The following is a 24187-nucleotide window of genomic DNA, read 5'->3' as shown; positions in this document are numbered from 1 at the left end:
GAGGGCCAGGGCAGCGTTTCCGCTGCCGGTGATGCTTTCGTTGGCCAGCAGCCCGGTGTAGCCAAAGACTGCTTCCGTACCGTCTTCCGAGGCAGCGAAGAGTCCGGCCGGTGACTCGCCGCCGGTGACAGGGAAACAGGTGACCGGGCCGCGGTAGGCCAGGCCGCCTGCCGTGACGCTGCCGGCTGCCTGGGCCGCCGGATCGGGACAGCTGGCGCTGATCCCCATCCCCGAGTCCAGGACGTCCTGGGGGACCAGGCCGGCGTGGGTGATGCCCGGGGCCAGCTGCCCGAGCTGGGTGAACGTCGGTTCCACCAGGACGGTTTTGGCTGCGGCGTCCGCCAGGTCTTCCAGCTGGCCATGGCCAAGGAATTCGTTGGGGTCGAAGAGCAGGAGCGTCGCCTCGCCGGCCCGCAGCCCGTCCATGGCAGCGGCATGGTCCTTGGCTACAACGACGTCGACTCCCTGGTCCCGCAGCACACGGGCGAGGGCCTGCGCGCCGGCGGGAGCGGGGTTCTCGGCGGAAAGAGCCGCCCGGTCGCCGTCGGAACCGGTGAGCAGCCCCAGCGCGACGCCGGCAGCAAGCACCAGCCCCAGGATGATCCACAGGCGCCAGGCGCGCAGTTTGTGGCGCAGGCTGCCCGGTGCGGCGGCGTCGGGCATTGTTGTGGTGCCGGTCCCGCCAGGCTGTTCCCCGGATCCTGGCGCCGGTAGGCCTGCCTGCGAAGGGCCCAGGGGTGCGCCGCTCATTTCGGCACCGCCAGATAGGGTTTCGCTTCGCCGGAAGTGCCCGCAGGCTGGCTCTGCAGGAGGAGGGCATCGAGCTGTTGTGCCCTGGCGGCGTCGGGCGCGGCAGCCCGGCCCTTTCCGTAGCGGACCTCGTCGAAGCGTCTGCCCAGCCACAGAATGTCATTGGCTGCGGACGGGAAAACGGAGCTGAGCGCGGACCCGGCTTCATGTGCCGTCCGCCCGGGACGGGGTTCCAGGATGACCCGCTCCTCCGCCGTCCGGAGGATAGCGCGCAGGCGCTCCGCGAGCGCTGTGTCCCAATCCCCGTCCGCCGCGGCCTTCTCAGCCAATCGGCGGTGGCCGGAGGCCTCCAGCTCGGGCGCGGTTTCTTCGAAAAGCCCCGGCCGTTGACGCCGCGCGTTGAGGCGGGGCCTGATTACCAGGACCGCCAGCGCAAGCACCAGCACGGCACCCAGCCCCAGCAGGAGCACCCCGGTGGCGGACCCGACGCCCTGGATGCTCGAAAGGACGTCGCCGAGCCATTCCAGGACGGTCCCGAGCAGCCGCTCCGCCAGCCCCGGCTTTGCATCCTGGTACTCACTCCGGGACAGCTCGTTTTCCAGCCATCCGCGGGCCTCATCGGCTCCAGGGGTCACGGGCACCTCAAACCGCAGCACGGGGTGGGCAGACAGCAACTCGATCATGGAAGCCTAGGCGGATCCGTTGGACGGGCCGCCTGGCCACGGCCCCTGCCCGGCGGCAGGGCCGGGACCCGTGGCGCGGCCCGGAACGGTATCCGGCGCAACGGATCCGACCAGCTCCTGGTCCTTCATGAGGGCGACGTCGAACCCCTCCTGCCGCATGCGCAGATCAATGTAAAGCAGGGACGTGACGGTGGCCTGGAACGCGTATCCGATCGCGCCGAAGAAGGCGGACACTGCGGAGGTCAGGAAGAGTACCGGCGTCATGGCGGCGAAGTCGTTGGCAGCGGTTTCCGGCGCTCCGAACGACGCGAACAGGGTGATCAACATGGTGATCGGCATGCTGATCACGGACGTGATGATCGAAACGATGAGTGTGGTCAGCAGCAGGATGCCGCAGGTCCGCCACCAGTTCCGCCGGGTCAGGGCCCAGGAACGCCCGATGGCGGCGAAGACACCGCGGGGTTCCAGCACCAGGGCGGCGGGGGCGAGGGCGAGTTTCACGGACAGCCAGAGGAACACGGCAGTAAGGCCCAGGACGCCCAGGACGGTCAGGAGTATGCCGGAGGAGCCAAGCAGGTCGACCACGAACACAACGCTGAAAATGAAGATGGTGATACCCACCGCGGCAGCGGCGAACAGCAGCAGCGACAGGCCGGCAAGGCGCAGCAGGGAAGCCTTGGACAGGCGCCAGGTTTGTCCGAACCCGGTCCTGAGGTTCAGGATTGCCCGGGCCATCGGAATGACCAGCAGGCCCTGCATGACGCAGATGCCAACCACGGACAGGATCATCAGCGCCGTTCCGCCGGAAAGCGCCGACGTTCCCAGAGAAAGCGCCTGCGCATCAGTGAGCTCCGCGTCAAGGTCGAGGCCTGACAGCGTCCCCAACAGCGACTGCGTAAACAACAAGGACAGGACGGTTATAACGCCCTGGATCAGGAGGGCGGTGCCGAAGGTGGCCGCCGGATTACGGCGGCAGGCCTGGAATGCTCCGTCCAGGATTTCGCCCAGTCCCAGCGGGCGCAGGGGAATGACACCCGGCTTCGGCGGTGCGGTGTACTGGCCCGGTGCCTGCCCGTAGGGTCCGGGGGGAAGCTGGGGGGCTGGCTGGCCGCCCTGCCCCCAGGCTGGCTGGCCGTAGGGGTTTTGGCCGTAGGGGGTCTGGCCCCACTGCGGCTGCTGGCCCCACTGAGGCGGCTGGCCCCATTGGGGCTGCTGTTGCGGCTGTGCACCCCAGGGCGGCTGGGGCCCGGACGGCTGGGCCGGCCCTTGGTGGCTGGGACCCTGTGGTGCCGCGGCGTCGGCCGCAGAACCGGGATCCGGTTCGTTGTGATTGTCCTGACTCATCCGTAGCCCCCGCTTTTCGGTACATCATTTCCGTTTGTCCTAGTCCGACTATAGTTTCTGCGTGCGTTGACCGGGACCCGACGGGCCGTGGCGAAAATATGCCGCTTAGGATGATAGGGATAACATGGGCTATTCCGGCGTGTTGCGACTCCTTCGACGAAGGGGAGGCAGCACGCGCATCGAGTTGCGCAGCAGCGCACGCAGTCCGGCGCACGTCCTTCGGGCCGCGCAGCGGCGTCGACGGAATCAGCAAGCCTGGCGCCAGGGACCATTGCGCTGCCGCCGGGTGCGTCCAACGCCCATGCGGGGCGGGAAGTAGCGGGGAACTGGGAAGCATGAAGGCACGGATACTGGTCGTAGACGACGACGAAGCGCTGGCCGAAATGATCGGCATCGTGCTCCGCAACGACGGGTTCGACCCCGTCTTCTGCGCCGATGGTGCACAGGCCCTGGAGATCTTCCGCGCTTCCAAGCCCGATCTGGTCCTGCTGGATCTGATGCTGCCGGGAATGGACGGTATTGAAGTGTGCCGCCAGATCCGTGCGGAGTCGGACCTGCCGATCGTGATGCTGACCGCCAAATCAGATACGGCCGACGTCGTCCGCGGTCTCGAATCGGGCGCGGACGATTACGTCCCCAAGCCGTTCAAGCCGGCGGAGCTGGTCGCCCGGGTCCGGGCGCGCCTGCGGCCGGTGGATTCCAAGTCCCCGGAAACCCTTGCCATCGGCGAGATCAGCATCGACGTGGCCGGCCACTCGGTGGCCCGCGGGATGGAGCGCATCGCGCTGACCCCGCTCGAATTCGACCTCCTCGTGGCGCTGGCACGCAAGCCGTGGCAGGTGTTTACACGGGAAATGCTGCTGGAGCAGGTCTGGGGCTACCGGCATGCGGCTGACACGCGGCTGGTCAACGTGCATGTGCAGCGGCTCCGTTCAAAGATCGAGCGCGATCCTGAAGCGCCCGAAATCGTCCTGACGGTACGTGGTGTCGGTTACAAAGCCGGGCAAAACTAGCCCCGGTTCCGCTGCCGGAATGGCAGCGGAACCGCGCGGCAAGGCTAAACGCAGACGAGCCCGGGAGCTCAGCGTCCGTGCCCTGACGGCACTTCGCCGGGCCGCCGATGTGGTGAACCGGGCGACCATCCAGCGGGTCGCAGTCCGCTGGCGGCGGTCCCTGCAGTTCAAGACGGTGCTGGCCACCCTGCTGCTGGTGATCGTGGCGTCCGGCGGAATCGGCGCGTTCCTTTCGCACCAGATTGCCGGCGCCCTCTATGAGGAACGCCTGACGCAGTTCCGCGCCGAAGCGACCGCCGGACTCAGCAGCGTCAAGGAGAACTTCCGCACGACGGCGGCCACCGACCGTGAAGGCACTGAACGGCTGGTCTCCAACACCCTCTCGCTGCTCGAAGGCCGTGGGGCGGAGACCCCGCGCCGCTACCTGCTGACGCCCCTGCCAGGGCAGGAGAACCTCTACGTTTCACCGCTGGGCGACGGCATCACCGCCAGCGGTATTCCCGCGCCGCTGTCCGAGTCCGTCGCGGCGCTGGATCCGGACGACGGGGAAGACATTGTCTACTGGTCGGCCCTGGCGCTGGCGCACGGCGAACCCGGCGTCGCCTTCGGGACCAAAGTCACCCTGCCGCCGGATCGTTCCGAATACGCGCTTTACCTGATCTATGACCTGTCCACCATGCAGCAGACGCTCAACGACATCCACGGGATCCTGTGGATTGCAGGCGGGCTGCTGCTGGTGATCATCGGCACCATTGCCTGGGTTGTGACCAAGGCCGGCGTGGGTGGTGTCAGCGCCGCCGCGTCCGTCTCCGAGAAGCTGGCGGCAGGGGAACTGCAGGAACGAATGGAAGTCAAGGGCGAGGACGAGGTCGCCCGCCTGGCTGCGTCGTTCAATCACATGGCCGCCACGCTGCAGGACCAGATTACCCAGCTCGCGCAGCTGTCCCGGATGCAGCAGGGCTTCGTTTCGGACGTCTCCCATGAGCTCCGCACGCCGCTGACGACTGTGCGGATGGCCGCCGAAGTGCTCTACGACGCCCGCGAAGGCTTCGACCCGATCAGCAAACGGTCCACCGAACTCCTGTACCACCAGGTGGAGCGTTTCCAGGCGCTGCTGGCAGACCTGCTGGAGATCAGCCGGTTCGACGCCGGTGCCGCCGAGCCGGACCTTGAAGCAGCCGATATCCTCGGCATCGTCCGCGATGTAGTTGAGGCCACGGAGCCCCTGGCCCTGAACAACGGTTCCGAGGTGCGCATCGTCTGTCCGGAAGACCGGGTAGTGGTGGACGCCGATCCCCGCCGGGTTGAGCGGATTGTGCGGAACCTGGTGGTAAATGCACTTGAGCACGGTGAAGGTAAGCCGATCGAAATTGCCGTCGCCACCAATGCGGACGCCGTAGGCGTGGCGGTCCGTGATTTCGGTATCGGGATGACCGACGACGACGCCGCCCGCGTCTTCGACCGGTTCTGGCGTGCCGACCCGGCACGCGCCCGGACCACCGGTGGCAGCGGCCTGGGACTGGCGATTGCCGCCGAAGACGCGCGGCTGCACGGCGGCTGGCTGGAAGCATGGGGCAGCCCCGGGGATGGAGCCTGCTTCCGGCTGACCCTGCCGCGCCGGCACGGAGAGGCCTTTGCAGCATCCCCGGTTCCGCTTTCGCCGCATGACATCCCCCTGCCGGCACCCCCGCGTGCCCTGTCCGCCCTATCCCGTGCCACCCAGGAGGACTTCCATGGCTAAGAAACCGGGAGGTGCACGCCTGCCCGTCGTGTTGCTACTCGCTGCCGTCCTGGTCCTGGCCGGCTGCTCCTCGATTCCCACCGTCGGCCCGGTCGGCACAGCCACCGCAAGTGCCGGCGGCAGTGCGCTGTCCAACCAGCTCAGCTACAGTCCGCCGGGGCCGGCGGAAGACGCAGGTCCGCAGGAGATCATCGAAGGCTTCATCACGGCCGGAGTCGGCGCGGGGGAGGACTACAGCGCCGCGCGTGAATTCCTCACCTCCGAACTGGCTGCTTCCTGGGTGCCCAGCGAACGCATCGTGATTTACGGAGCCGATCCGAATGTTGTCCCGCTCCCTGAACCGAATGCCTTCCAGATCCAGCTTGAAGTTGTGGCCTCGGTAAACGCCAAGGGAATCCGCACCGAATCCGCTCCCGGCACCACCGAATCCATCCAGGTCCGGCTGGCGCAGGACGGGGATCAGTGGAGGATCAGCGGGATCCCGAACGGTGTGATGATTTCCGACGTCACTTTCCCGACGGTGTTCCAGGCACACAATCTGTACTTCTACTCCAGCACCTACCGATACTGGGTCCCGGACACGCGCTGGTTCGTCCAGCGCTCCGGAATGGCTGCCTCCGTGGTCAACGCAATGCTGGCCGGGCCGGCCCCCTATCTGCAGGGCGCGGTCACCAGTGCCTTCCCGGCGGAAACGTCGCTGGCACGTGATGCGGTGCCTGTCGTCTCCGGCGTTGCCTCGGTCGATTTCTCCGCCGAAGTGCTGGAGGATTCCAGTGACCTGAACCGGCAGCAGATGACCCTGCAGCTGGAACAGAACCTGCGCCAACTCAATAACGTGAACTCCGTCCGGATGACAGTGAACCAGCGTCCCGTAGATCTGGGCCCGGAGAGCAGTGAGCTGGTACCTGTCCAGGACGACCCATCCGTGGGCAAGACCCAGGTGGCAGTCTCCGGCGAGAACCTGACCTTTTTCCGTGACCGCCAGGCGCTGCCCATCGAGGACCTGCCTGATGTCACCGAATTCGACCCGCGGGATCCGGCGGCCTCCGTCGATCTTTCCACCATTGCCTTCCTTTCCGGCGACCGGAGCACCCTGCTCGTGACCGGACCGGGCAAGGATGTGGCCCCGGTGGCTACGGGCAAGGGCCTCAGCGGGCCCAGCATCGATCCGGAAGGGTGGATCTGGTCGGCTTCCAATGCCGAAGGCGGGGAATCGGGTTCGAAGCTGATCGCCGTCGGCCGGGATCTGCGTAATCCCAACCAGGCCGGCCTGACGCCCTCGTGGCTGGCAGATATGAGCGTGCGTGAGCTGCGGATTTCCCGGGACGGGGCCAGGGCGCTGCTGGTGGTTGAGCAGGACGGCGCTTCCCGCGTCCTGCTGTCCGGCGTCGTGCGGTCCTCAGACGGCACGCCACAGACACTGACGACTCCGCTGGAACTTTGGACGGATGAACCGGTGACGACGGCGGTCTGGGTCGGCGAAAGTTCCGTGGCGGCCCTCCAAAAGGGCCAGGACGAGACCCTCACCCCGGTGATCCTGGACCCAACGGACGAGAACCGGGTCCTGGCGCCCTGGGAGGGGAGCTTTGGGCTTAGCGGCGGCGACGGAGAGGACGATTTGTTCGTCCAGACCGCGGACGCTGTCTACAAGAAGCTCGGCAACGGCTGGATCAAGGAAATCGACGGGCTGCGGGATCCGGCCTTCCCCGGGTAGCTGACCGGCCGCGGATCCCGCGCCCCTCAACGGCAGTTATCGGGCCCGGTCCGCACTGGTCCTGCACAGCGCGGCTTGGCCGGACGGAAGCGGACACCTGCATCACCGGGCGGCCCGTGTGCAGGGCTGCTGCTGCGGCAGGCGCTGACACTGGAGTATGACCGTCCTGCACCGCCTTGAACGCTGGCTCGCCCATCGGGCAGCCAAGGCGCTGGTGCGGGCCGGGCGCGAACTGCGTTCGGTGCTCCTCCCGGTGTCCTGCGTGGTCTGCGGACGTCCGGATGAATCCCTGTGCCCCGGCTGCGCCGCCGCCTTGAGGCGCAGCACCCTGCACCCGTTCAACGCGGCGGCAGGGGCCGATCTCATCCCCGCACTGTCCGTTAATCCCGGCCCGGGGGAGGAGTTCCTCCCGCTGCCGGTAACCGCCGCCGGCCGCTACGGCGCGGGCCTGGCGAGGGCGCTGCTAGCCTTCAAGAACCACGGACACACAGACCTCGCTGGTGTTCTTGCCCCTGCCATGGCACGGGCCCTGCACGCGTGTCCGGAAACCGGACTCGGTCCGCTTGTACTTGTTCCGGTGCCCGGCAGTGCGGGTGCGCGGCGAAGACGGGGCTACGACCCGCTGCAGCTGATCCTCAACGCGGTGCGCAGCCGCGGGCTGCTGCCCCGCGGGGCCCGCACGGGGGATCTCCTGAGCTACCGGCGCACGGCATCGGCCGCAATCCGCATGGCACTGGGGGCCGGGGCGCAGAAGACGCTGGGGGCCAGGGCCCGGCGGAAAAACGTCCACGGCGCCATGACAGCCGGACCGGCAGGAAGCCTGCGCGGGGTTCGGGTTCTGGTTGCCGACGACGTCCTGACCACCGGGGCTACCGTCGCCGAAGCCGTGCGGGCACTGCGTGCCGCAGGTGCGGAGGTGGCCGGCGCCGTCGTTATTGCCGCGGCGCGTGCTCCGTCGCGGAGGCAGTGATTTGACTGCGGGAACCGCCGTGGGCCGGGACGCAGGGGAAGGTTCCGGACACCGCTCAAGGCCGGAAGATGAATTAACCTTCGGGGTGATCTAACGTGATGGATATGGACTGCTTCAAGCAAAGGAGCAATCCTGCGGCAACGGCCGCGGAGGAAACAGGCAGCGGCCGTTGTTGTGTCACCGAAGAATATTGGAGGGCACCATGGAATTCATGATCAGCGGACGCAATGTTGCAGTATCCGATCGGTTCCGTCAGTACGCCGCTGAAAAAATCGGCAAAGTAGAGATCCTCGGAGACAAGGTGCAACGGGTTGACGCCCGGGTCACCAAGCATCAGAACATCCGTGAGGCCGACAGCTCCCTCACCGTGGAATTGACCGTCCTCGGCCGCGGACCGGTAGTCCGGGCTGAAGCATCTTCCGCCGACAAGTTTGCGGCTTTTGACCTTGCCTACGCCAAGCTCATGCAGAGGCTGCGCCGTGCCAGCGACCGCCGCAAGGTACACCACGGCCGGCACACCCCGGTTCCGGTCCAGGTGGCCACCGCCGGTCTCGACCCAGTCAACAGCACCGAACCGCTTTCCGCCCAGCTTGCCGTTAAGGAAAACGAAACAGTGGACGGCAACGAAGCCGACCAGGAGTCGCAGACGGGCGACTGCCCCGTCCTGATCCGGCGCAAGGTATTCCCTGGCGCCGCCATGAGCCTTGACGACGCCGTCGACAACATGGAACTGGTGGGTCATGACTTCTACCTGTTCGTGGATTCTGCCACCGGCGCGCCGTCGGTGGTGTACCGCAGGAAGGGCTGGACCTACGGCGTGATTACCCTCGATTCCAAGTGCGCCGAAGGCACCGAGGAAATCCGTGAAGAAATGCGCGGCTACCGGGACGGCTCGCCCGAACCCGGGGAGGTCCGCGCCACCGCCTGAGAGTCGGTGGGCCTGCCTAGGATGGGAGCATGTCTCCCGCAATGACCCTGGAGCAGGCCCGCCGCACCGTCCTGGGTGCGCAGCACCTAGCCGCTACGCGGCCCGCCAGCCCTACCGCAGGGCAGGTGGGCCGCGTTTTTGATGCACTGGCGCTGCTTCAGATCGACTCCGTCAACGTCCTGACCCGCAGCCACTACCTGCCGCACTTCTCCCGGCTGGGGCCGTATGACCGGTCCCTGCTGGACCGGATGGCCTCGCGGCATCCCCGGCAGATGGTGGAGTACTGGGCGCATGAGGCCAGCTATGTCCGCCCAGAACTGTTCGCCGACCTGCGTGTGTGGCAGCGCCGGACCTGGATGAGCGCACGGGACATGCCGCAGGAGCTGCGTGCGGGCGTGTCCAAGGCCGTCCTGGAGCTCCTGGAAGAGAAGCATCCGCTGACTGCCCGGCAGGTCGAAGCGCTTCTGGGGCATAAAGCGGATGAGGCCGCGAAATCCTGGGGGTGGAACTGGAGCACGGTGAAACGCGTGCTGGAGGACCTCTTCGAACAGGGCGTCATCACTTCCGCCGGCCGCAGCACCCAGTTCGAGAGACTTTATGCTCCCACCGCGTCCGTGCATCCGCACGGGGCCGGTTCCCTGGACCGCCCCGACCGTGCTGATGCCCTGCTGCGGCTCACCGGGACAGCAGCGCGTTCCCTCGGCGTGGCAACGGCAAATACCCTCGCGGACTATTTCCGGTTGCCGGTGCGGGAGACCCTCGCGGCCGCCAGGATGCTCTGCGCCAGGAACCAGCTGGAAGAAGTTGAAGTCGATGGATGGAAGGGTCCCGTGTTCCGGCACCCGGAAGCCCGCACACCGCGCACGGCCAAGGGCCGGGCCCTGCTGAGTCCCTTCGACTCGCTCATTTTCGACCGGCGACGCCTGCGCGAGTTATTCGGAATCGAATACCGGATCGAAATCTATACGCCGGCGCACAAGCGCCGGTTCGGCTATTACGTGCTGCCGTTCCTGCTTGGTGACCGGATTGTGGCGCGGGTGGACCTGAAATCCGACCGCTCCGGTGGAGCGCTGCTGGTCCAGTCCGCACACCTGGAACCGGGGGCGCCAGGGAATACGGGCGTTGAGCTTGCCGCGGAATTACGCCTGATGGCGCGTTGGCTGGGTCTCGCAGAGGTTATGGTAAGACCTGTGGGCGACCTTGCGCCCGCCCTGAAACTGGCAGTTAACCGTGAGTAACCCATGCCGGGAACCGAGGCGACCTGCCGGACGTCTCTCACGTAGACTGGGGACGCCAGAAATCGGCAACACTAGATTGGGAGCAAATCAGTGGCATCACTTCTCGAACGAGTTCTTCGCACCGGTGACAAGAAAACGCTGAAAACACTGCGTATCTACTCCGACGCGATCAACGTGCTCGAGGACGAGTTCAAGGGCATGAGCGATGCCGAGCTGCGGGCCGAGACGGACAAGCTCCGGGAACGCCATGCGGAAGGCGAGTCCCTGGACGACCTGCTCCCCGAAGCCTTTGCGCTGGTCCGCGAGGCCGCCGGCCGTACCTTGGGCATGCGGCACTTCGATGTGCAGATGATGGGCGGCGCAGCCCTTCACCTGGGCAACATCGCCGAAATGAAAACCGGTGAAGGTAAGACGCTGGTCGCCACCGCACCGGCGTTCCTCAATGCGCTGACCGGCCGCGGCGTGCACGTCGTGACCGTCAACGACTACCTTGCGGAGTACCAGTCGGACCTCATGGGCCGCGTCTTCCGTTTCCTGGGCATGTCCACCGGCTGCATCCTGGCGAACCAGGATCCGGCGACCCGCCGCGAGCAGTATGCCGCCGACGTCACGTACGGCACTAACAACGAATTCGGCTTCGATTACCTGCGCGACAACATGGCCTGGAGCGCCAACGAGCTCGTCCAGCGTGGACACAACTTCGCCATCGTTGACGAAGTGGACTCCATCCTCATCGACGAGGCACGGACCCCGCTGATCATTTCCGGTGCGGCCAGCGGAGACGTCAACCGCTGGTACACGGAATTCGCGAAGGTCGTCCAGCGCCTGTCCCTGGACACGGACTATGAAGTCGACGAAAAGAAGCGCACCGTCGGTGTCCTTGAAGCCGGGATTGAAAAGGTCGAGGACTACCTGGGCATCAGCAACCTGTACGAGGCTGCGAACACCCCGCTCATCGGCTTCCTGAACAACGCGATCAAGGCCAAGGAACTGTTCAAGCGGGACAAGGACTACGTCATCCTCAACGGTGAGGTCCTGATTGTCGACGAGCACACCGGACGCATCCTGGCCGGCCGCCGCTACAACGAGGGCATGCACCAGGCCATCGAAGCCAAGGAAGGGGTGCAGATCAAGGCCGAAAACCAGACTCTGGCGACGGTCACCCTGCAGAACTACTTCCGCCTGTACGAAAAGCTTTCCGGTATGACCGGCACCGCCGAAACCGAGGCCGCCGAGTTTATGGGCACCTACAAGCTTGGCGTGGTCCCGATTCCCACCAATAAGCCGATGGCACGCCTGGACCAGCCAGACCTCATTTACAAGAATGAAGTCGCCAAGTTCGACGCCGTCGTCAAGGACATTGCCGAGCGGCACGCCTCGGGCCAGCCGGTACTGGTGGGTACCACCAGTGTCGAGAAGAGCGAATACCTCTCCAAGCAGCTGGCCAAGGCCGGCATCCGGCACGAAGTGCTTAACGCGAAGAACCACGCGCGTGAAGCGGCGATCGTTGCGCAGGCCGGCCGCAAGGGCGCCGTCACGGTGGCCACGAACATGGCCGGCCGCGGAACCGACATCATGCTCGGCGGCAACGCCGAATTCAACGCCGTGGCGGAGCTCAACAGCCGCGGGCTGGACCCGGCAGAGAACCCCGAAGCGTACGAGGCTGCGTGGCCCGCGGCGCTGGAAAAGGCCCAGGCCGCTGTCGCTGCCGAGCACGACGAGGTGCGTGCCCTGGGCGGCCTCTACGTGCTGGGCACCGAGCGTCACGAGTCCCGCCGCATCGACAACCAGCTGCGCGGGCGTTCCGGCCGCCAGGGTGACCCGGGCGAGTCCCGTTTCTACCTCTCGCTGACCGATGACCTGATGCGCCTGTTCAACTCCGGTGCAGCGGAACGGATCATGAACAGCTCCTCGATGCCCGACGACGTCGCGCTGGAATCGAAGCTGGTCTCCAAGGCGATCCAGAACGCGCAGGGACAGGTGGAAGGCCGCAACGCCGAGCAGCGTAAGAACGTCCTGAAGTACGACGACGTCCTGAACCGCCAGCGCGAAGCCATCTACGGCGACCGGCGGCGGATCCTCGAAGGCGACGACCTGCACGAGAAGGTCGGCTTCTTCCTCGAAGACGTCATCAGCGCCATTGTCAACGACGCCACGGCCGAAGGCCACGGCGACGACTGGGACCTCGACACCCTGTGGAAGAACCTGAAGATCGTGTACCCGGTGGGGCTGACCATCGACGAGGTATTGGACGAAGCAGGCGGGAAGTCCCACCTGACCCGCGAATTCCTGCTCAACGAGATCCTCTCCGACGCGCGCCTGGCCTACCAGGCCCGGGAAGATGCCCTCGGATCAGCGGCGATGCGCGAACTCGAACGCCGCGTTGTCCTGTCGGTCATCGGCCGCAAGTGGCAGGAACACCTCTACGAGATGGACTACCTCAAGGAAGGCATCGGCCTGCGCGCCATGGCACAGCGCGACCCGCTCGTTGAGTACCAGCGCGAGGGCTTCATTATGTTCCAGACCATGATGGAAGCCATCCGCGAAGAGAGCATCCGTTACCTCTTCAACGTTGAGGTCCAGGTCAGCGAGCCTGCCGTGCCCGAAGCCCTGCAGGGAATCAAGGACGCCCGGGGAGTCGTGGGGACCCCGGTGATCAAGGCAGCGGGACTGGAAACTCCGGAACAGCCCGCGAGCCTGCAGTTCTCCGCCCCAAACAGCCAGGGCCAGGCTGAAACCCGGATCGAGCGCACCACCCCGGCTAAGCAGGGCGGGACGGCGGCTGGCTCACAGCCTGCCTCCCGGAAGGACGCCAAGTCCGGCGCGAAGAAGAAGCGGCGCAAGTAGCCTTAACCGATTTCCAGCACAGTAACCTTCCAGAGTCCGCGCCGCAGCTCCAAACGGAGAGCTGCGGCGCGGACTCTGGTCGTTTCGGCAGCTGCCACCGCTGCTTCATAGACGCCTTCGGAGACAGGGCAGACGCGGACCCGCAGCACCCGGACATTGCGGTGCAGCCGGACGTCGCTGCGTCCCCGCACCAGGTTGGCACGCAGCTGCAGGCGCTCGAATTCCTCTAGGTCGAGCCACCGTGCCATCTGCTGCAGGGGGCGCACCCCGGCCAGGACCTCGAGCGCGCCGATCGTGACCGAGCGGGCAATGGCTGCCACCCGGGCGTCGTCTTCGGGGGAACTGGACCAGTTGGCCTCCGGGGGAAGGGGGGCCGGGTGCAGGGGACGGACGGTCGCCGGCCGCTGCTGCGGAACCACTGGCGGAGCGAGCCCCGGGACGGTGCCAAACACGGGCGGACGCGGTACCGGGACGGGAAGAGGTTCCCCGCTGGCGCGGGCCAGTCCCAAGGATTTTTCGGCGGGAAGCTCCCCGGGGGTGGGAAGGATGATCACGGTCGTCACGGTAGGGTCCTTTCCAAAGAGGCTTATCCGGCGGGCAGCGGCGGCACGCGCAGGATCTGGCCGGGGAGCAGTCTGTCCGGCTCGGGGCCGATGACCGACTGGTTCAGCTCGTACCACTGCGGCCACAGCTCCGCGCATTCGGCATCGGTCGCGAGAGAGCCAAGCTGGGCCGCGGCCAGGTCCCACAGCGTGTCTCCCGCCACGACGGTGACCGTCTCCGAGGAGGAGCCATCGGCGCGGAGCCCGGGCGGGATCAGCAGGGAGGGTGGAACTGGATCAGGAGCGGGTTTCCAGGCCGGATCCACGGCAACGGACCCCTCCTCCCAAGTTCCCTCCGGATCAAGTTGCCAGCCCGGAACAACCACTGTGCCCTGGCCAGGGATGCCGGCCGGGTAGGCCTCAGCGGCGGGATTGTCCGCAGCCGGCACTGCGAGCGCCGGGACCGCTGCCAGCGCCGCCGGTACCGGGCCGGCGATCAGCTGGACGCCCAGAGCAGCGGCGGCAAGCCGCCGAAGGAAACCCGGGCTGAACAGGCCCACTGTCCGGGCAGCCCCCTGCTTCCCGCACCGGGCCAGGACCGCGGACAGGAAAGCCGCGGCAAACCCGATGACCCACCAGCACAGGACAAGGAGGCCAACCGCGCAGGCCGCCAGCCCAGCGGTCTGCTGCAGGTCCGCCAGCGTGTTGACCCGCAGGACGCCTCCGGCGCCGAGTCCGCCGGCGCGCAGCTGACTGCCCGCCCAGACCAGAAGCAAACCGGACAATGCTGCAGCAGCGGCCTGAAACAGGTCTTCAAGATGCCGTCTCACGTGGTGCTCCTTCCGGTGTCAGCAGGTTCCGCATCATGACTCCGTGGACTTGATGCAGTTTGATGACATTTGATGGGAATGACTTCCTTTGGAAGCGAATTGATGTCTTTTCCTACACATTGATGCCGGCGCTGTCCAGAGTGGCCGATAAAAACCTGAGCTAACCTTTCCCGATGAGATGGGAAGCGTTGTTCGCTGATTTGGAGGCACAGCTGGCGGCCGCCGGGCAGGCCGGGCTGGAATCGGAAATTGCCGAGCGGCAGCGCGGGGAATTCTCGGTCGTCTCACTTTCGGACCGGCTTCGCAGCCAGATAGGCCTGCCGCTGAAGGTGCATCTGGATGCTCCCGGAGCGGTGACGGGTGCGCTGGCCCAGCTGGGATCCGGCTGGCTCCTGCTCCAAGCCTCCGCGGGTTCCCACCTTGTGCCCCTGGAGGCCATCCGGATGGTGGAAGGCATGGACCGGTTCGCTGCCCCGGAAGAAGGGAAGGTCAAGCTGGGGTTGCAGGCAGCGCTGCGGGGCTTGGCCAGGGACCGCTACCCGGTCTACCTGCAGCTGCGGGGCGAGCAGGCCGCCCTGTACGGCAGCATCGACCGTGTGGGCAGGGACTTCCTGGAATTTGCCGTCCTGGAAGCAGGCCTCCCGCGCCGGCGGGAGAACGTCGCCTCAGCCGCGGTGGTTCCGCTGCGCGGGATCGCGGCGGTCAGCTCGTTCCGCTGACCCGGGGAGTCCCTGCATCAGACAGGGGAGGCGGTGCGCGTCAGGCGTCCGCCGCCTCATCCTGCGGAGCCGAGGCCCTGGCCGCTGCGGCCTTCCGGTAGGCACCGGCAATGTATTCCTCAAGCTTGGCGGACTCAACCCGCCATTGGCCCCGTCCGCCCACCTGGATGGCCGGAAGCTCCCCGGACCTCACCAGGGCATACGTCTGGGACGAGGAAATGTTCAGGACCTCGCCGACGTCGGTCAGCGTGAGGAACCTTTTCTCCACCATCGTGCCCACCACCGAACCCTTTCCAGTAACCTGCGCTGCTGCCCAAGTCTGCCATCACAGCGTCAGGCCGGCCGAAGATATCCACAAATACGGGCCCCCACCCGTTCCCATCCTGCACGTTGCACGTCACAATGGCGTCCAACACTCCGCAGGGAGCCCAGGGGGAACCAACAGGGGGATCGATGAGTCTCAAGCAGGCAGCGCCCACAGCGCCCGTCCAGCGCCTTCAGAAACCGTCGTGGAAAGACCCCCGGCTGCTCCTGGGCGTGCTGCTGGTCCTCGGATCGGTGGCAGGGGTCACCGCGCTTATGGCCAGCCAGGACCAGACCACCGAGGTACTGGCCGCCGGACGGGACCTGCCGGTGGGCACGCCGCTGCAGGCCGCCGACTTTGACGTGGTCCAGGTCCGGCTCGGAGCAGTCGCGGACACCTACCTGGCCGCGGACGAGCCGCTTCCCGAGAATACGGTGGCAGGCGGACTGATCCGCAAGGGTGAGCTCATCGCACGGGCGGACCTCTCGACGGCCGATCAGCTGGACCGCAAGCCCTTTGGACTGAACGTGGAAACGCCCTTGCCCTCCGGTATCCAGGCCGGAGACCGGATCGACGTCTGGGCCTCGCTGCCCGACGGCCGGAACGGTTACAGCGAACCCCGCCGGCTGCTGGAAGCCGCAGAAATTTCAGAACTATCGGTGTCGGAGTCAGTCATTGCCGGGACGGATTCGACGCGCCTGCTGGTGCTCGTTGAGGATTCCGATCTGCCAGCACTGCTTGGCGCCCTGTCCAACCAGGCCAAAATCGCCGTCGTGCCGAATCCGGCAGCCGGATGAGCGCCATCCCGGTTGTCACCTCCGGCAGCGGAACCGCGGAGCTGGTTCAGGGGCTTGAACGGCTGCAGGGGCCGGTGACTGTCATCCGCCGCTGCGAGGAACTCGCTGAACTTATCGCGGCGTGCCAAAGCGGCATGGCACGGGCAGCCATTGTCGACGATGCCGCGGGCGAATTGACCGCCAGCCTGGCTGAACGCCTTGCGGCTGCGGGAGTGGCACTTGTTGTCCTGGCGGACGACGACGAGGCGAAGGCGCGGCTCGAGTCGCTGGGCATCCAGCATGCGTCCCGGTCGCTGGAATCCCCGGCGCTCGCGGCCCTGGTGGCAGAGGCAGTGGCCGGCCAGGAGCAGCGGTTTGCTGACCGGGGCACGGCATCCTCGCTGGCAGATCCGGCCGAGACGCTGCGCCGGTGGGAGCTGGCTGGCCAGGAGACCGAACCAGGGGAGCCGTCCCCGGGCCGGCAAGGGGTGCTCGTCGCCGTCTGGGGCCCCGCCGGTGCCCCCGGGCGCACCACTCTGGCCCTGAACCTGGCGGCGGAGGCCGCTGCGGCCGGAAGCCGGGTACTCCTGATCGACGCAGATACCTATGCGCCGAGTATTGCCGTGGCCTTGGGCCTGACCGGGGAATCCGCGGGAGTGGCCCAGGCCTGCCGCCTGGCCGACCAGGGGCTGCTCGACCCTGGGTCATTGGCAGGATCCGGGGTCTCGGTGGACATCAAGGGACAGCGGATGACGGTGCTGACCGGGGTCACCCGCTCGGACCGCTGGATCGAGATCCGGGGAACGGCACTGGCCCGTGTCCTGGAACAGTCCCGCGCGCTCGCCGACATTACCGTGGTGGACTGCGGGTTCAGCGTGGAAGCGGACGAGGAGCTGAGTTTCGACACCATGGCTCCGCGGCGCAACGCCGCAACGCTGATTGCGCTGGAACGCGCCGACACCATTTATGCCGTTGGAGCGGCCGACCCCGTCGGTGTTCCGCGCCTGGTCCGGGCCCTGACCGAATTGGAAGCCGCGGTGCCGGGTGTGTCCCCGCTGGTCGTGCTCAACAAAGTCCGGAGGTCCACAGCCGGGCGCACACCCGAGCGCCAGCTCAGCCAAGCCTGGGAACGGTTTGGTCCGGGGAAGATTGACGCGTTCCTCCCGGCGGACTGGGAAGCAGCCGATGCGGCAATCCTCGCCGGCGCCGCACTGCTGGAGGCAGCACCGGCCTCGTCCCTCCGGGTGGCCATCGCCGCGCTGGCCAATGTCCCCGCCGGGGCGCGCCGTCGAAGCCGCGGACGCCGTGGCGCAGGTACGAAGTGAACATTTCATAGCCGACGGGATAGGCTCATTGTGAGCGGACTGCAACGGAGCGGTTCGTAATAAACGGCGATTTTCGGAGGCGTATTACATGTCGTCTGGATCCAACATCACGGATCTGTCTAGTTCGGATACTTCCCTTGAGGAGTTCATCGGGAATTACTACGAGCATCTGGCGGCTGAAGACGCCGAGCTTTACCCGGATAAGGCCCTGAGGGAGCGCGCAGAACAGCACCGCGACCTGGCCTGGGCCCGGGCCGAGGGCACGGCGGCGGTGGATATCTTTGACCAGGGTGACGCGAGCGTCATCCTGATCGTCACCGATGACATGCCGTTCCTGGTGGATTCGGTGACGGCGGAAATAGTGCGGCAGAACAGCGGCATCCGGCTCATGGTCCACCCGACGTTCCTCGCCACCAGGCACCGGGAAAGCGACACCCTGCAGCAGGTGCGGCGGGTGCCCTCGGCAGTCGGCGTTTCCAGCGGCGACACAGCTGCGCTGCCGAACATCTCGGGCCTGATCGGTGGGGAAAACGAGACCACCCGCATCGAATCCTGGATTGCCGTCGAGGTTCCGCGGCTAACCGATGCCAGCCGCCGCGCTGCCATGATCGAAGGACTCGAGCGGGTCCTGTCCGACGTCCGCGTCGCCGTCCGTGACTGGCCCGGCATGCGCTCGAAGGTCCATGAGATAGCCAGTGGACTTGATTCGATTACCGGAGCCGCCGGTATCCCCGACCTGCAGCAGGCCCGTGAACTGCTGACCTGGCTGGATAACGGGAACTTCACGTTCCTGGGCTACCGCGAATACGACCTCCTCAGCGAAAACGGCGAGGACGTGCTCAGGGCTTCCTCGGGCACCGGACTGGGCCTGCTGCGCCGCGGATCCGAAGCCGGTAAGGTCCAGCGGCTGACCGCGGCCGGGAAGGCGAAGGCACGCGAAAAGCACGCCCTCGTGATCACCAAGGCCAACTCACGCTCGACGGTTCACCGCGCGTCGTACTTCGACTACATCGGCGTCAAGCGCTTCGACGCCGAAGGAAATGTCAACGGTGAGCGGCGGTTCATCGGGCTCTTCGCCACCGGCGCCTACACCGGCTCGGTCCGGAACATTCCGATCCTCCGGGACAAGGTGAAGGCCGTTATGCACCGGGCCGGCTTCCCGGCGGATTCGCACTCCGGCAAGGATCTCCTGGCGATCCTCGAGACCTTCCCGCGCGATGAACTCTTCCAGATCGACGTCGACGCCCTGCTGGAAACCGCCCAGGGCATCCTGCGGCTGCAGGAGCGGCGCCGGACCCGGCTTTTCCTCCGGCCCGACGTCTACGGACGCTTTATGTCAGCGCTGGTCTTCCTTCCCCGCGACCGCTACACCACCTCGGTACGGCTGCGTATCCAGGACGAACTCCGCTCGACGTTCAGTGCCGAGTCGATCGACTACGAGGCACGGCTGACCGAATCAGCACTTGCGCGGCTCTTCTTCCGCATCCGCCTCCCCAAGGGCGCGGAAATCGCAGACGTCGACGCCGCCGCCCTGGAACGCCGGCTGGTCAGCGCCACGCGTTCCTGGCCTGAGGGCATCAACGAGGTGCTTCGGAGCAAGTTCGACCGCGAGCAGGCAGAAGAGCTGTCGGCACTCTGGGCCGACGCGTTCCCCATGGATTACCGGGTGGGTTACGAAGTCGAGGACGCCCTGGAAGACATCGCCCGGTTCGAGGACCGGCTGCAGAACCCGGACACCGCGCCGGAGCTGTTTGTCTACACCCCCGCAGGCTCCACTGACGGCGCTGATACGCGCCTGAAGCTCTACCTGCTGGAACCGCGTTCACTGACCCAGATTCTGCCCTTCCTGCATAACCTCGGACTCGAAGTGCTCGACGAACGCCCCTTCGAGATCCGCCGGCAGGACGGCGTCGAACTTTACCTCTACGACTTCGGCCTGGAATACCCCGCGGGAGTCGATCCCCTGAAGACTGGTTCCCTGCTCGCGGAGGCCTTCCGTGCCGGCAGCTCCGGCGCCAGCGAATCGGATGCCTTTGACCGGCTTGTCCTCGGCCAGAACCTTGGCTGGCGGCAGGTGGTTATTTTCCGCAGCTACGCCAAGTACATGCGCCAGATGGGCAACACGAACTCCTACGGGTTCATCTCCGACACCCTGATGGCCAACCCGCAGGTCACTGCAGCCCTTGGCCGGCTGTTCCGGGCACGCTTCGACCCCGAGACGGACGACACGATCCGCGACGGCGAGTTGGACGCCGCCCGCGCTGAACTCAGCGCCGGCCTGGAACAGGTCCCCACTCTGGACGCGGACCGCGTCCTGCGGACGTTCGCCAACCTGATTGAGGCGACGCTGCGGACCAACTTCTACCAGGACAAGCCCTACGTGAGCTTCAAGCTCAACGTGGAGGCCATCGACGGTGCGCCCTTCCCACGGCCGAAGTACGAGATCTGGGTGTACTCGCCCAAGGTTGAGGGCGTTCACCTGCGCTTCGGCGAAGTAGCCCGCGGTGGGCTGCGCTGGTCGGACCGGCGGGAGGACTTCCGCACGGAAATCCTGGGCCTGGTCAAGGCGCAGACCGTCAAGAACGCCGTCATCGTTCCCACCGGAGCCAAGGGCGGTTTCTACGCCAAGCAGCTCCCGGACCCGGCCGAGGACCGCGGCGCATGGATGGAAGAGGGCAAGGAAAGCTACCGCACCTTCATCCGCGGCCTGCTGGACATCACCGACAACCTGGTGGTGACGGAGGACGGCGAGCAGGTCGTCCCGCCGCAGCGTGTCGTCCGGCACGACGGCGATGACACCTACCTGGTTGTCGCCGCCGACAAGGGCACCGCGTCGTTCTCCGACACGGCCAATGCGATCTCCGCCGACTACGGGTTCTGGCTGGGTGACGCTTTCGCCTCCGGAGGCTCGGTCGGTTACGACCACAAGGCCATGGGCATCACCGCCCGCGGTGCGTGGGAATCGGTCAAGCGGCACTTCAGCGAGCTCGGCGTCGACACCCAGACCGAGGATTTCACCGCTGTAGGCGTGGGCGACATGAGCGGCGACGTGTTCGGCAACGGGATGCTGCTCTCGGAGCACACCCGCCTCGTGGCTGCATTCGACCACCGTCACGTCTTCCTCGATCCCAACCCCGATGCCGCCCGTTCCCATGCAGAACGACGCCGGCTGTTCGAACTGCCGCGCTCGTCCTGGGCCGACTACGACGAATCGCTAATCAGTGAAGGCGGCGGGGTTTACCCGCGCCAGGCCAAGAGCATCCCGGTCAGCAGCCAGGTCCGCACCGTCCTCGGCTTGGATGAGACAGTGACCCAGCTCAGCCCGCCCGAACTCCTGCGTGCCATCCTGAAGGCGCCGTCCGACCTGCTCTACAACGGCGGAATCGGCACCTACATCAAGGCGTCCACGGAGACGAACGCCGAGGTTGGAGACAAGGCCAACGACGGCATCCGCATTGATGGCAGGGACGTCCGGGCCAAGGTTATTGGCGAAGGCGGCAACCTGGGCATGACCCAGCGCGGCCGTATCGAAGCCGCCCTCGCCGGGGTCATCCTCAACACGGATGCCATTGACAACTCAGCCGGCGTGGACTGCTCGGACCACGAAGTGAACATCAAGATCTTCGTTGACCGGATGGTTGCTGCCGGACGGCTGGACCCGTCCGAGCGTTCGGAATTCCTGCACTCCATGACCGACGAGGTCGGCCGCCTGGTGCTGCAGGACAACATCGACCAGAACATGCTGCTGCTCAACGACCGGCAGCACGTTATTGAGTGGAGCCCCAGCTTCGAGCGGCTGATGGACTGGCTGGAAGAACATGCCGGACTGGACCGCGCCCTCGAGGCGCTGCCGACCAACGAGGAACTGCGGGCAAGGGTGGCAGACGGGAAGGGGCTCACCGCTCCGGAACTCGCTGTCCTGGCCGCCTACGCCAAGATCGAGCTGAGCCGTGCGCTGACCGCCTCGGACCTGTCCGATGATCCGTACTTCCGCGGCACCCTGCGTAGGTACTTCCCCAAGCAGCTGGTGGAACGGTTCGACGACCAGCTGGACACCCACCCGCTGCGGCGCGAAATCATCTCCACGATGGTCGCTAACGACATGATCAACATCGGCGGCATCACCTTCGCTTTCCGGGTGATGGAAGAAACCTCCGCCGGTGAAGCAACGGTTGCGCGCGCGTTCACGGCGCTGCGTGAGATCTACGCGATTGACGACGTCGTTGCCGCCTTGGGCGAGCTGCCGGCAAGTTTCCCGACCGAGACCTGGACCACCCTCCACCTCGACATGCGGCGGCTGCTGGACCGTGCCGTTCGCTGGTTCGTGAACCACGTCGGCGGCGACACTTCGATCGACGAGGACATCACCGCGTTCAAGCCGATCGTGGAGCCGCTGCGCAAGGGCCTCATGCGCTTTATGCGCGGAGGGGACCGCGACCGCGTGGAGACGCTGCTGGAAAAGGCAGCCGGCTGGGATGTCCCGGAGGACCTGGGCACGTACTGGGCGGAGCAGTTCGAGAGCTACGGCCTGCTCGACGTCGCGCTGGCGACCCGTCAGGTCGACGAGCCCGCGGACAGCATTGCCGCGGTCTACTACGCCGTGTACGAACGCTACGGCGTGGACGACCTGCTGGAGCGGATCACGAAACTGCCGCGCGGTGACCGCTGGGAAGCACTGGCACGGGCCGCCCTTCGGGACGATCTGTACTCAACCGTGGCGGACATGACTGTGTCGGCCCTGCTGGCCACGCCGTCGCTGGCCGGCGCGGACCCGCTGGAGCGGTTGGAAGCCTGGGAGCAGGAGAACTCCGAGAACCTGGAGCGGGCTACCAAGATGTTCGCCGAGGTAAACCAGCTGGAGCAGGACGACATGGCTTCGCTGTCGGTTGCCCTGCGCCTGCTGCGCTCGATTGTAAGGCGCTAACGGAGCTTGGGACATGGCCATTTTTACTGATCCAATCAAGGCGCACGCCGATTTTGGGCCCGGCGATGCCGAGTGGCTCCATCTGCTGGTGGGCGACTGGCAGTTGGTGGCCGACCTCGCGTTCGCCGACCTTGCACTCTGGTTTCCGCTCCCTAACGGCAGCTACGTTGCCCTGGCACATGCCAGGCCGTCAACGTCGCATACCGTCTTCCACAGCGACTTCGTGGGGGAGCGGATCCGGGGTGATCTGCAGCCCTTGGTGGACAAGGCTTGGAAGAGCCAGGCCATCGAACGTTCCAGCGAGACGAACTGGACAGCGGATACGGCCATGCGCGTGGAGGCAATTCCCTTTGTGCGCAATGGCCGTACCCTGGCCGTCGTCACGTCCCATATGGACCTCTCCAGCTCGCGGATGCCTTCGCGGCTGGAGCTGACCTACCGGCAGTGCGCGTACGATCTGCTGCGGATGGGCACCCTGGGCCTCTGGCCGGACTTCGCAACCCCAACCGGTTCGCGCCGCGGTGCGCCGCGCGTCGGTGACGGGCTGATCCGCCTGGATGCCCAGGGGGTGGTGCAGTATGCCAGCCCCAACGGCGTCTCCGCGTTCCGCAGGCTGGGGGATATGGAGTCGTTGGAGGGCAGGCCGCTGGCGGAAATTACGACAGCGCTGCTGAAGGACCGGCGAATGGTCGACGAAACGCTGCCGCTGGTCGTGACCGGCCGGATGCCGTGGCGGACTGAAATCGAATCGCGCGGCGTCAGCCTCTCCCTTCGCGCGATCCCGCTGCGCGATGAGAAGGAGCGTTTCGGTGCGCTGGTGCTATGCCGCGACGTTTCGGAGCTGCGCCGTCGGGAGATGGAGCTTGTTTCCAAGGACGCCACCATCCGGGAGATCCACCACCGGGTCAAGAACAACCTGCAGACAGTTGCGGCGCTTCTGCGGATGCAGTCGCGTCGGATGGAGAGCGAAGAGGGGAAGCTGGGGCTGGCCCAGGCCATGCGCCGGGTGTCCACTATCGCCCTGGTGCACGAGACCCTCTCCCAGGGCCTGACCCAGAACGTGGACTTCGACGAGCTCATCGACCGGCAGTTCAGGCTTTCAGCTGAAGTGGCGTCACCGGCGCAGTCCGTGCGCACCGAGCGGCAGGGCACTTTCGGCGAGCTGCCGAGTGATTTCGCCACGCCGCTGGCACTGGTGATCAATGAGCTGGTGACCAACGCCGTCGAACATGGCCTGTCCGGGCGTGAGGGGGGAACCGTGTGGCTCAGCGCCGAGAGGCGCAGGGCGGACGACGGCGAAGAGACCTTGGCTGTCACCATCTCGGATGACGGCGGGGGCCTTCCACCTGAGCCCCGCAGCGAAGGCCTCGGCCTGCAGATCGTGCGGACCCTGGTCCAAAGCGAACTCGCCGGGAGCATCGCATGGTCACCCCGCCCTGGCGGAGGCACTGAGGTAACAATCGAGATGGGACTCGACGGCGCGCGGCGCCGGTAGAGTTCCAGGCCAACAATAACGAAGGGCCGCTGCTCAAAGCAGCG

Annotated in this window: 18 protein-coding genes; 12 read left to right on the top strand and 6 right to left on the bottom strand. The window is 66.3% G+C overall.

Translation table 11 applies throughout. The features are described 5' to 3' along the window. The 3 genes from RTN46_RS04960 to RTN46_RS04950 form a co-directional block, all read right to left on the bottom strand. The coding region (locus RTN46_RS04960) for a DUF4350 domain-containing protein (RefSeq protein WP_312179501.1) at positions 1–750 on the bottom strand (750 nt) is incomplete at its 3' end. After that, on the bottom strand, positions 747–1433 hold the full coding sequence (locus RTN46_RS04955) for a DUF4129 domain-containing protein (protein ID WP_312179500.1): 687 nt from the start codon (positions 1431–1433) through the stop codon (positions 747–749). The genes RTN46_RS04960 and RTN46_RS04955, both read right to left, overlap by 4 nt. A 6-nt stretch (positions 1434–1439) precedes the next feature. Continuing rightward, entirely contained in the window at positions 1440–2777 is a 1338-nt protein-coding gene (locus RTN46_RS04950; protein ID WP_312179499.1) for a glycerophosphoryl diester phosphodiesterase membrane domain-containing protein, read from the bottom strand. A 335-nt stretch (positions 2778–3112) separates the two neighbouring features. Between RTN46_RS04950 and mtrA the strand changes: the two genes are divergently transcribed. The 7 genes from mtrA (at position 3113) to secA (ending at position 13228) form a co-directional block, all read left to right on the top strand. After that, the gene (mtrA, locus tag RTN46_RS04945; protein WP_312179498.1) at positions 3113–3790 is read left to right on the top strand and encodes an MtrAB system response regulator MtrA; all 678 of its coding nucleotides are present in this window, start codon (positions 3113–3115) and stop codon (positions 3788–3790) included. A gap of 19 nt (positions 3791–3809) precedes the next feature. Then, positions 3810–5531, top strand: coding sequence for an MtrAB system histidine kinase MtrB (gene mtrB / locus RTN46_RS04940; RefSeq protein ID WP_312179497.1), 1722 nt, complete (start codon positions 3810–3812; stop codon positions 5529–5531). Continuing rightward, positions 5524–7245, top strand: coding sequence for an LpqB family beta-propeller domain-containing protein (locus RTN46_RS04935; RefSeq protein WP_312179496.1), 1722 nt, complete (start codon positions 5524–5526; stop codon positions 7243–7245). Before mtrB ends, RTN46_RS04935 begins: the two co-directional genes overlap by 8 nt. 157 nt (positions 7246–7402) lie before the next feature. After that, the gene (locus tag RTN46_RS04930) at positions 7403–8215 is read left to right on the top strand and encodes a phosphoribosyltransferase family protein (protein ID WP_312179494.1); all 813 of its coding nucleotides are present in this window, start codon (positions 7403–7405) and stop codon (positions 8213–8215) included. A gap of 202 nt (positions 8216–8417) precedes the next feature. Then, positions 8418–9143, top strand: coding sequence for a ribosome hibernation-promoting factor, HPF/YfiA family (gene hpf / locus RTN46_RS04925; protein ID WP_312179493.1), 726 nt, complete (start codon positions 8418–8420; stop codon positions 9141–9143). Between the two features lie 29 nt (positions 9144–9172). Then, complete coding sequence (locus RTN46_RS04920) at positions 9173–10381, top strand: DNA glycosylase AlkZ-like family protein (protein WP_312179491.1); 1209 nt, start codon at positions 9173–9175, stop codon at positions 10379–10381. A gap of 90 nt (positions 10382–10471) precedes the next feature. Then, the gene (gene secA / locus RTN46_RS04915) at positions 10472–13228 is read left to right on the top strand and encodes a preprotein translocase subunit SecA (RefSeq protein ID WP_312179489.1); all 2757 of its coding nucleotides are present in this window, start codon (positions 10472–10474) and stop codon (positions 13226–13228) included. Positions 13229–13230: 2 nt separating this feature from the next. Here secA and RTN46_RS04910 read toward each other — a convergent pair whose 3' ends face one another. Both RTN46_RS04910 and RTN46_RS04905 read right to left on the bottom strand, forming a co-directional pair. Then, positions 13231–13791, bottom strand: a complete 561-nt coding sequence (locus RTN46_RS04910; protein ID WP_312179487.1) for an Rv3235 family protein — start codon at positions 13789–13791, stop codon at positions 13231–13233. A 23-nt stretch (positions 13792–13814) separates the two neighbouring features. After that, positions 13815–14600: a LysM domain-containing protein gene (locus tag RTN46_RS04905; protein WP_312179484.1), complete on the bottom strand. Its 786-nt coding sequence runs from the start codon at positions 14598–14600 to the stop codon at positions 13815–13817. A gap of 173 nt (positions 14601–14773) precedes the next feature. Here RTN46_RS04905 and RTN46_RS04900 point away from each other — a divergent pair, with 173 nt between their 5' ends. After that, complete coding sequence (locus tag RTN46_RS04900; protein ID WP_312179482.1) at positions 14774–15319, top strand: hypothetical protein; 546 nt, start codon at positions 14774–14776, stop codon at positions 15317–15319. A 40-nt stretch (positions 15320–15359) separates the two neighbouring features. Here RTN46_RS04900 and RTN46_RS04895 read toward each other — a convergent pair whose 3' ends face one another. Next, entirely contained in the window at positions 15360–15590 is a 231-nt protein-coding gene (locus RTN46_RS04895) for a helix-turn-helix domain-containing protein (RefSeq protein ID WP_312179480.1), read from the bottom strand. Between the two features lie 182 nt (positions 15591–15772). Between RTN46_RS04895 and RTN46_RS04890 the strand changes: the two genes are divergently transcribed. The 4 genes from RTN46_RS04890 to RTN46_RS04875 all read left to right on the top strand — a co-directional run bounded on the left by RTN46_RS04890 (position 15773) and on the right by RTN46_RS04875 (position 24143). Beyond that, a complete protein-coding gene (locus RTN46_RS04890; RefSeq protein ID WP_312179478.1) occupies positions 15773–16420 on the top strand; it encodes an SAF domain-containing protein in 648 nt (215 codons plus the stop codon). Continuing rightward, positions 16417–17724, top strand: a complete 1308-nt coding sequence (locus RTN46_RS04885) for a chromosome partitioning protein (protein ID WP_312179476.1) — start codon at positions 16417–16419, stop codon at positions 17722–17724. The genes RTN46_RS04890 and RTN46_RS04885 overlap by 4 nt, the downstream gene beginning before the upstream one ends. 88 nt (positions 17725–17812) lie before the next feature. After that, on the top strand, positions 17813–22648 hold the full coding sequence (locus tag RTN46_RS04880) for an NAD-glutamate dehydrogenase (protein ID WP_312179474.1): 4836 nt from the start codon (positions 17813–17815) through the stop codon (positions 22646–22648). Positions 22649–22661: 13 nt separating this feature from the next. Then, the gene (locus RTN46_RS04875; protein ID WP_312179472.1) at positions 22662–24143 is read left to right on the top strand and encodes a PAS domain-containing sensor histidine kinase; all 1482 of its coding nucleotides are present in this window, start codon (positions 22662–22664) and stop codon (positions 24141–24143) included. The last annotated feature ends 44 nt before the right edge of the window (positions 24144–24187 follow it).

Origin of the sequence: Arthrobacter sp. (assembly GCF_031988865.1) — a bacterium.
In the GTDB taxonomy this organism is placed as follows: Bacteria; Actinomycetota; Actinomycetes; order Actinomycetales; family Micrococcaceae; genus Arthrobacter_B.
Note: the sequence above shows the minus strand (reverse complement) of the source record. Positions and strands in the feature narration are given on the sequence as shown.

Excerpts from the sequence above, each read along its gene's own strand:
- RTN46_RS04955 (WP_312179500.1), bottom strand. The coding sequence starts at position 1,433 with ATGATCGAGTTGCTGTCTGCCCACCCCGTGCTGCGGTTTGAGGTGCCC.
- RTN46_RS04895 (WP_312179480.1), bottom strand. The coding sequence starts at position 15,590 with ATGGTGGAGAAAAGGTTCCTCACGCTGACCGACGTCGGCGAGGTCCTG.
- RTN46_RS04900 (WP_312179482.1), top strand. The coding sequence starts at position 14,774 with ATGAGATGGGAAGCGTTGTTCGCTGATTTGGAGGCACAGCTGGCGGCC.
- mtrA (WP_312179498.1), top strand. The coding sequence starts at position 3,113 with ATGAAGGCACGGATACTGGTCGTAGACGACGACGAAGCGCTGGCCGAA.
- RTN46_RS04890 (WP_312179478.1), top strand. The coding sequence starts at position 15,773 with ATGAGTCTCAAGCAGGCAGCGCCCACAGCGCCCGTCCAGCGCCTTCAG.
- RTN46_RS04930 (WP_312179494.1), top strand. The coding sequence starts at position 7,403 with ATGACCGTCCTGCACCGCCTTGAACGCTGGCTCGCCCATCGGGCAGCC.
- RTN46_RS04880 (WP_312179474.1), top strand. The coding sequence starts at position 17,813 with ATGTCGTCTGGATCCAACATCACGGATCTGTCTAGTTCGGATACTTCC.
- mtrB (WP_312179497.1), top strand. The coding sequence starts at position 3,810 with ATGGCAGCGGAACCGCGCGGCAAGGCTAAACGCAGACGAGCCCGGGAG.
- RTN46_RS04885 (WP_312179476.1), top strand. The coding sequence starts at position 16,417 with ATGAGCGCCATCCCGGTTGTCACCTCCGGCAGCGGAACCGCGGAGCTG.
- RTN46_RS04950 (WP_312179499.1), bottom strand. The coding sequence starts at position 2,777 with ATGAGTCAGGACAATCACAACGAACCGGATCCCGGTTCTGCGGCCGAC.
- hpf (WP_312179493.1), top strand. The coding sequence starts at position 8,418 with ATGGAATTCATGATCAGCGGACGCAATGTTGCAGTATCCGATCGGTTC.
- RTN46_RS04875 (WP_312179472.1), top strand. The coding sequence starts at position 22,662 with ATGGCCATTTTTACTGATCCAATCAAGGCGCACGCCGATTTTGGGCCC.
- RTN46_RS04920 (WP_312179491.1), top strand. The coding sequence starts at position 9,173 with ATGTCTCCCGCAATGACCCTGGAGCAGGCCCGCCGCACCGTCCTGGGT.
- RTN46_RS04935 (WP_312179496.1), top strand. The coding sequence starts at position 5,524 with ATGGCTAAGAAACCGGGAGGTGCACGCCTGCCCGTCGTGTTGCTACTC.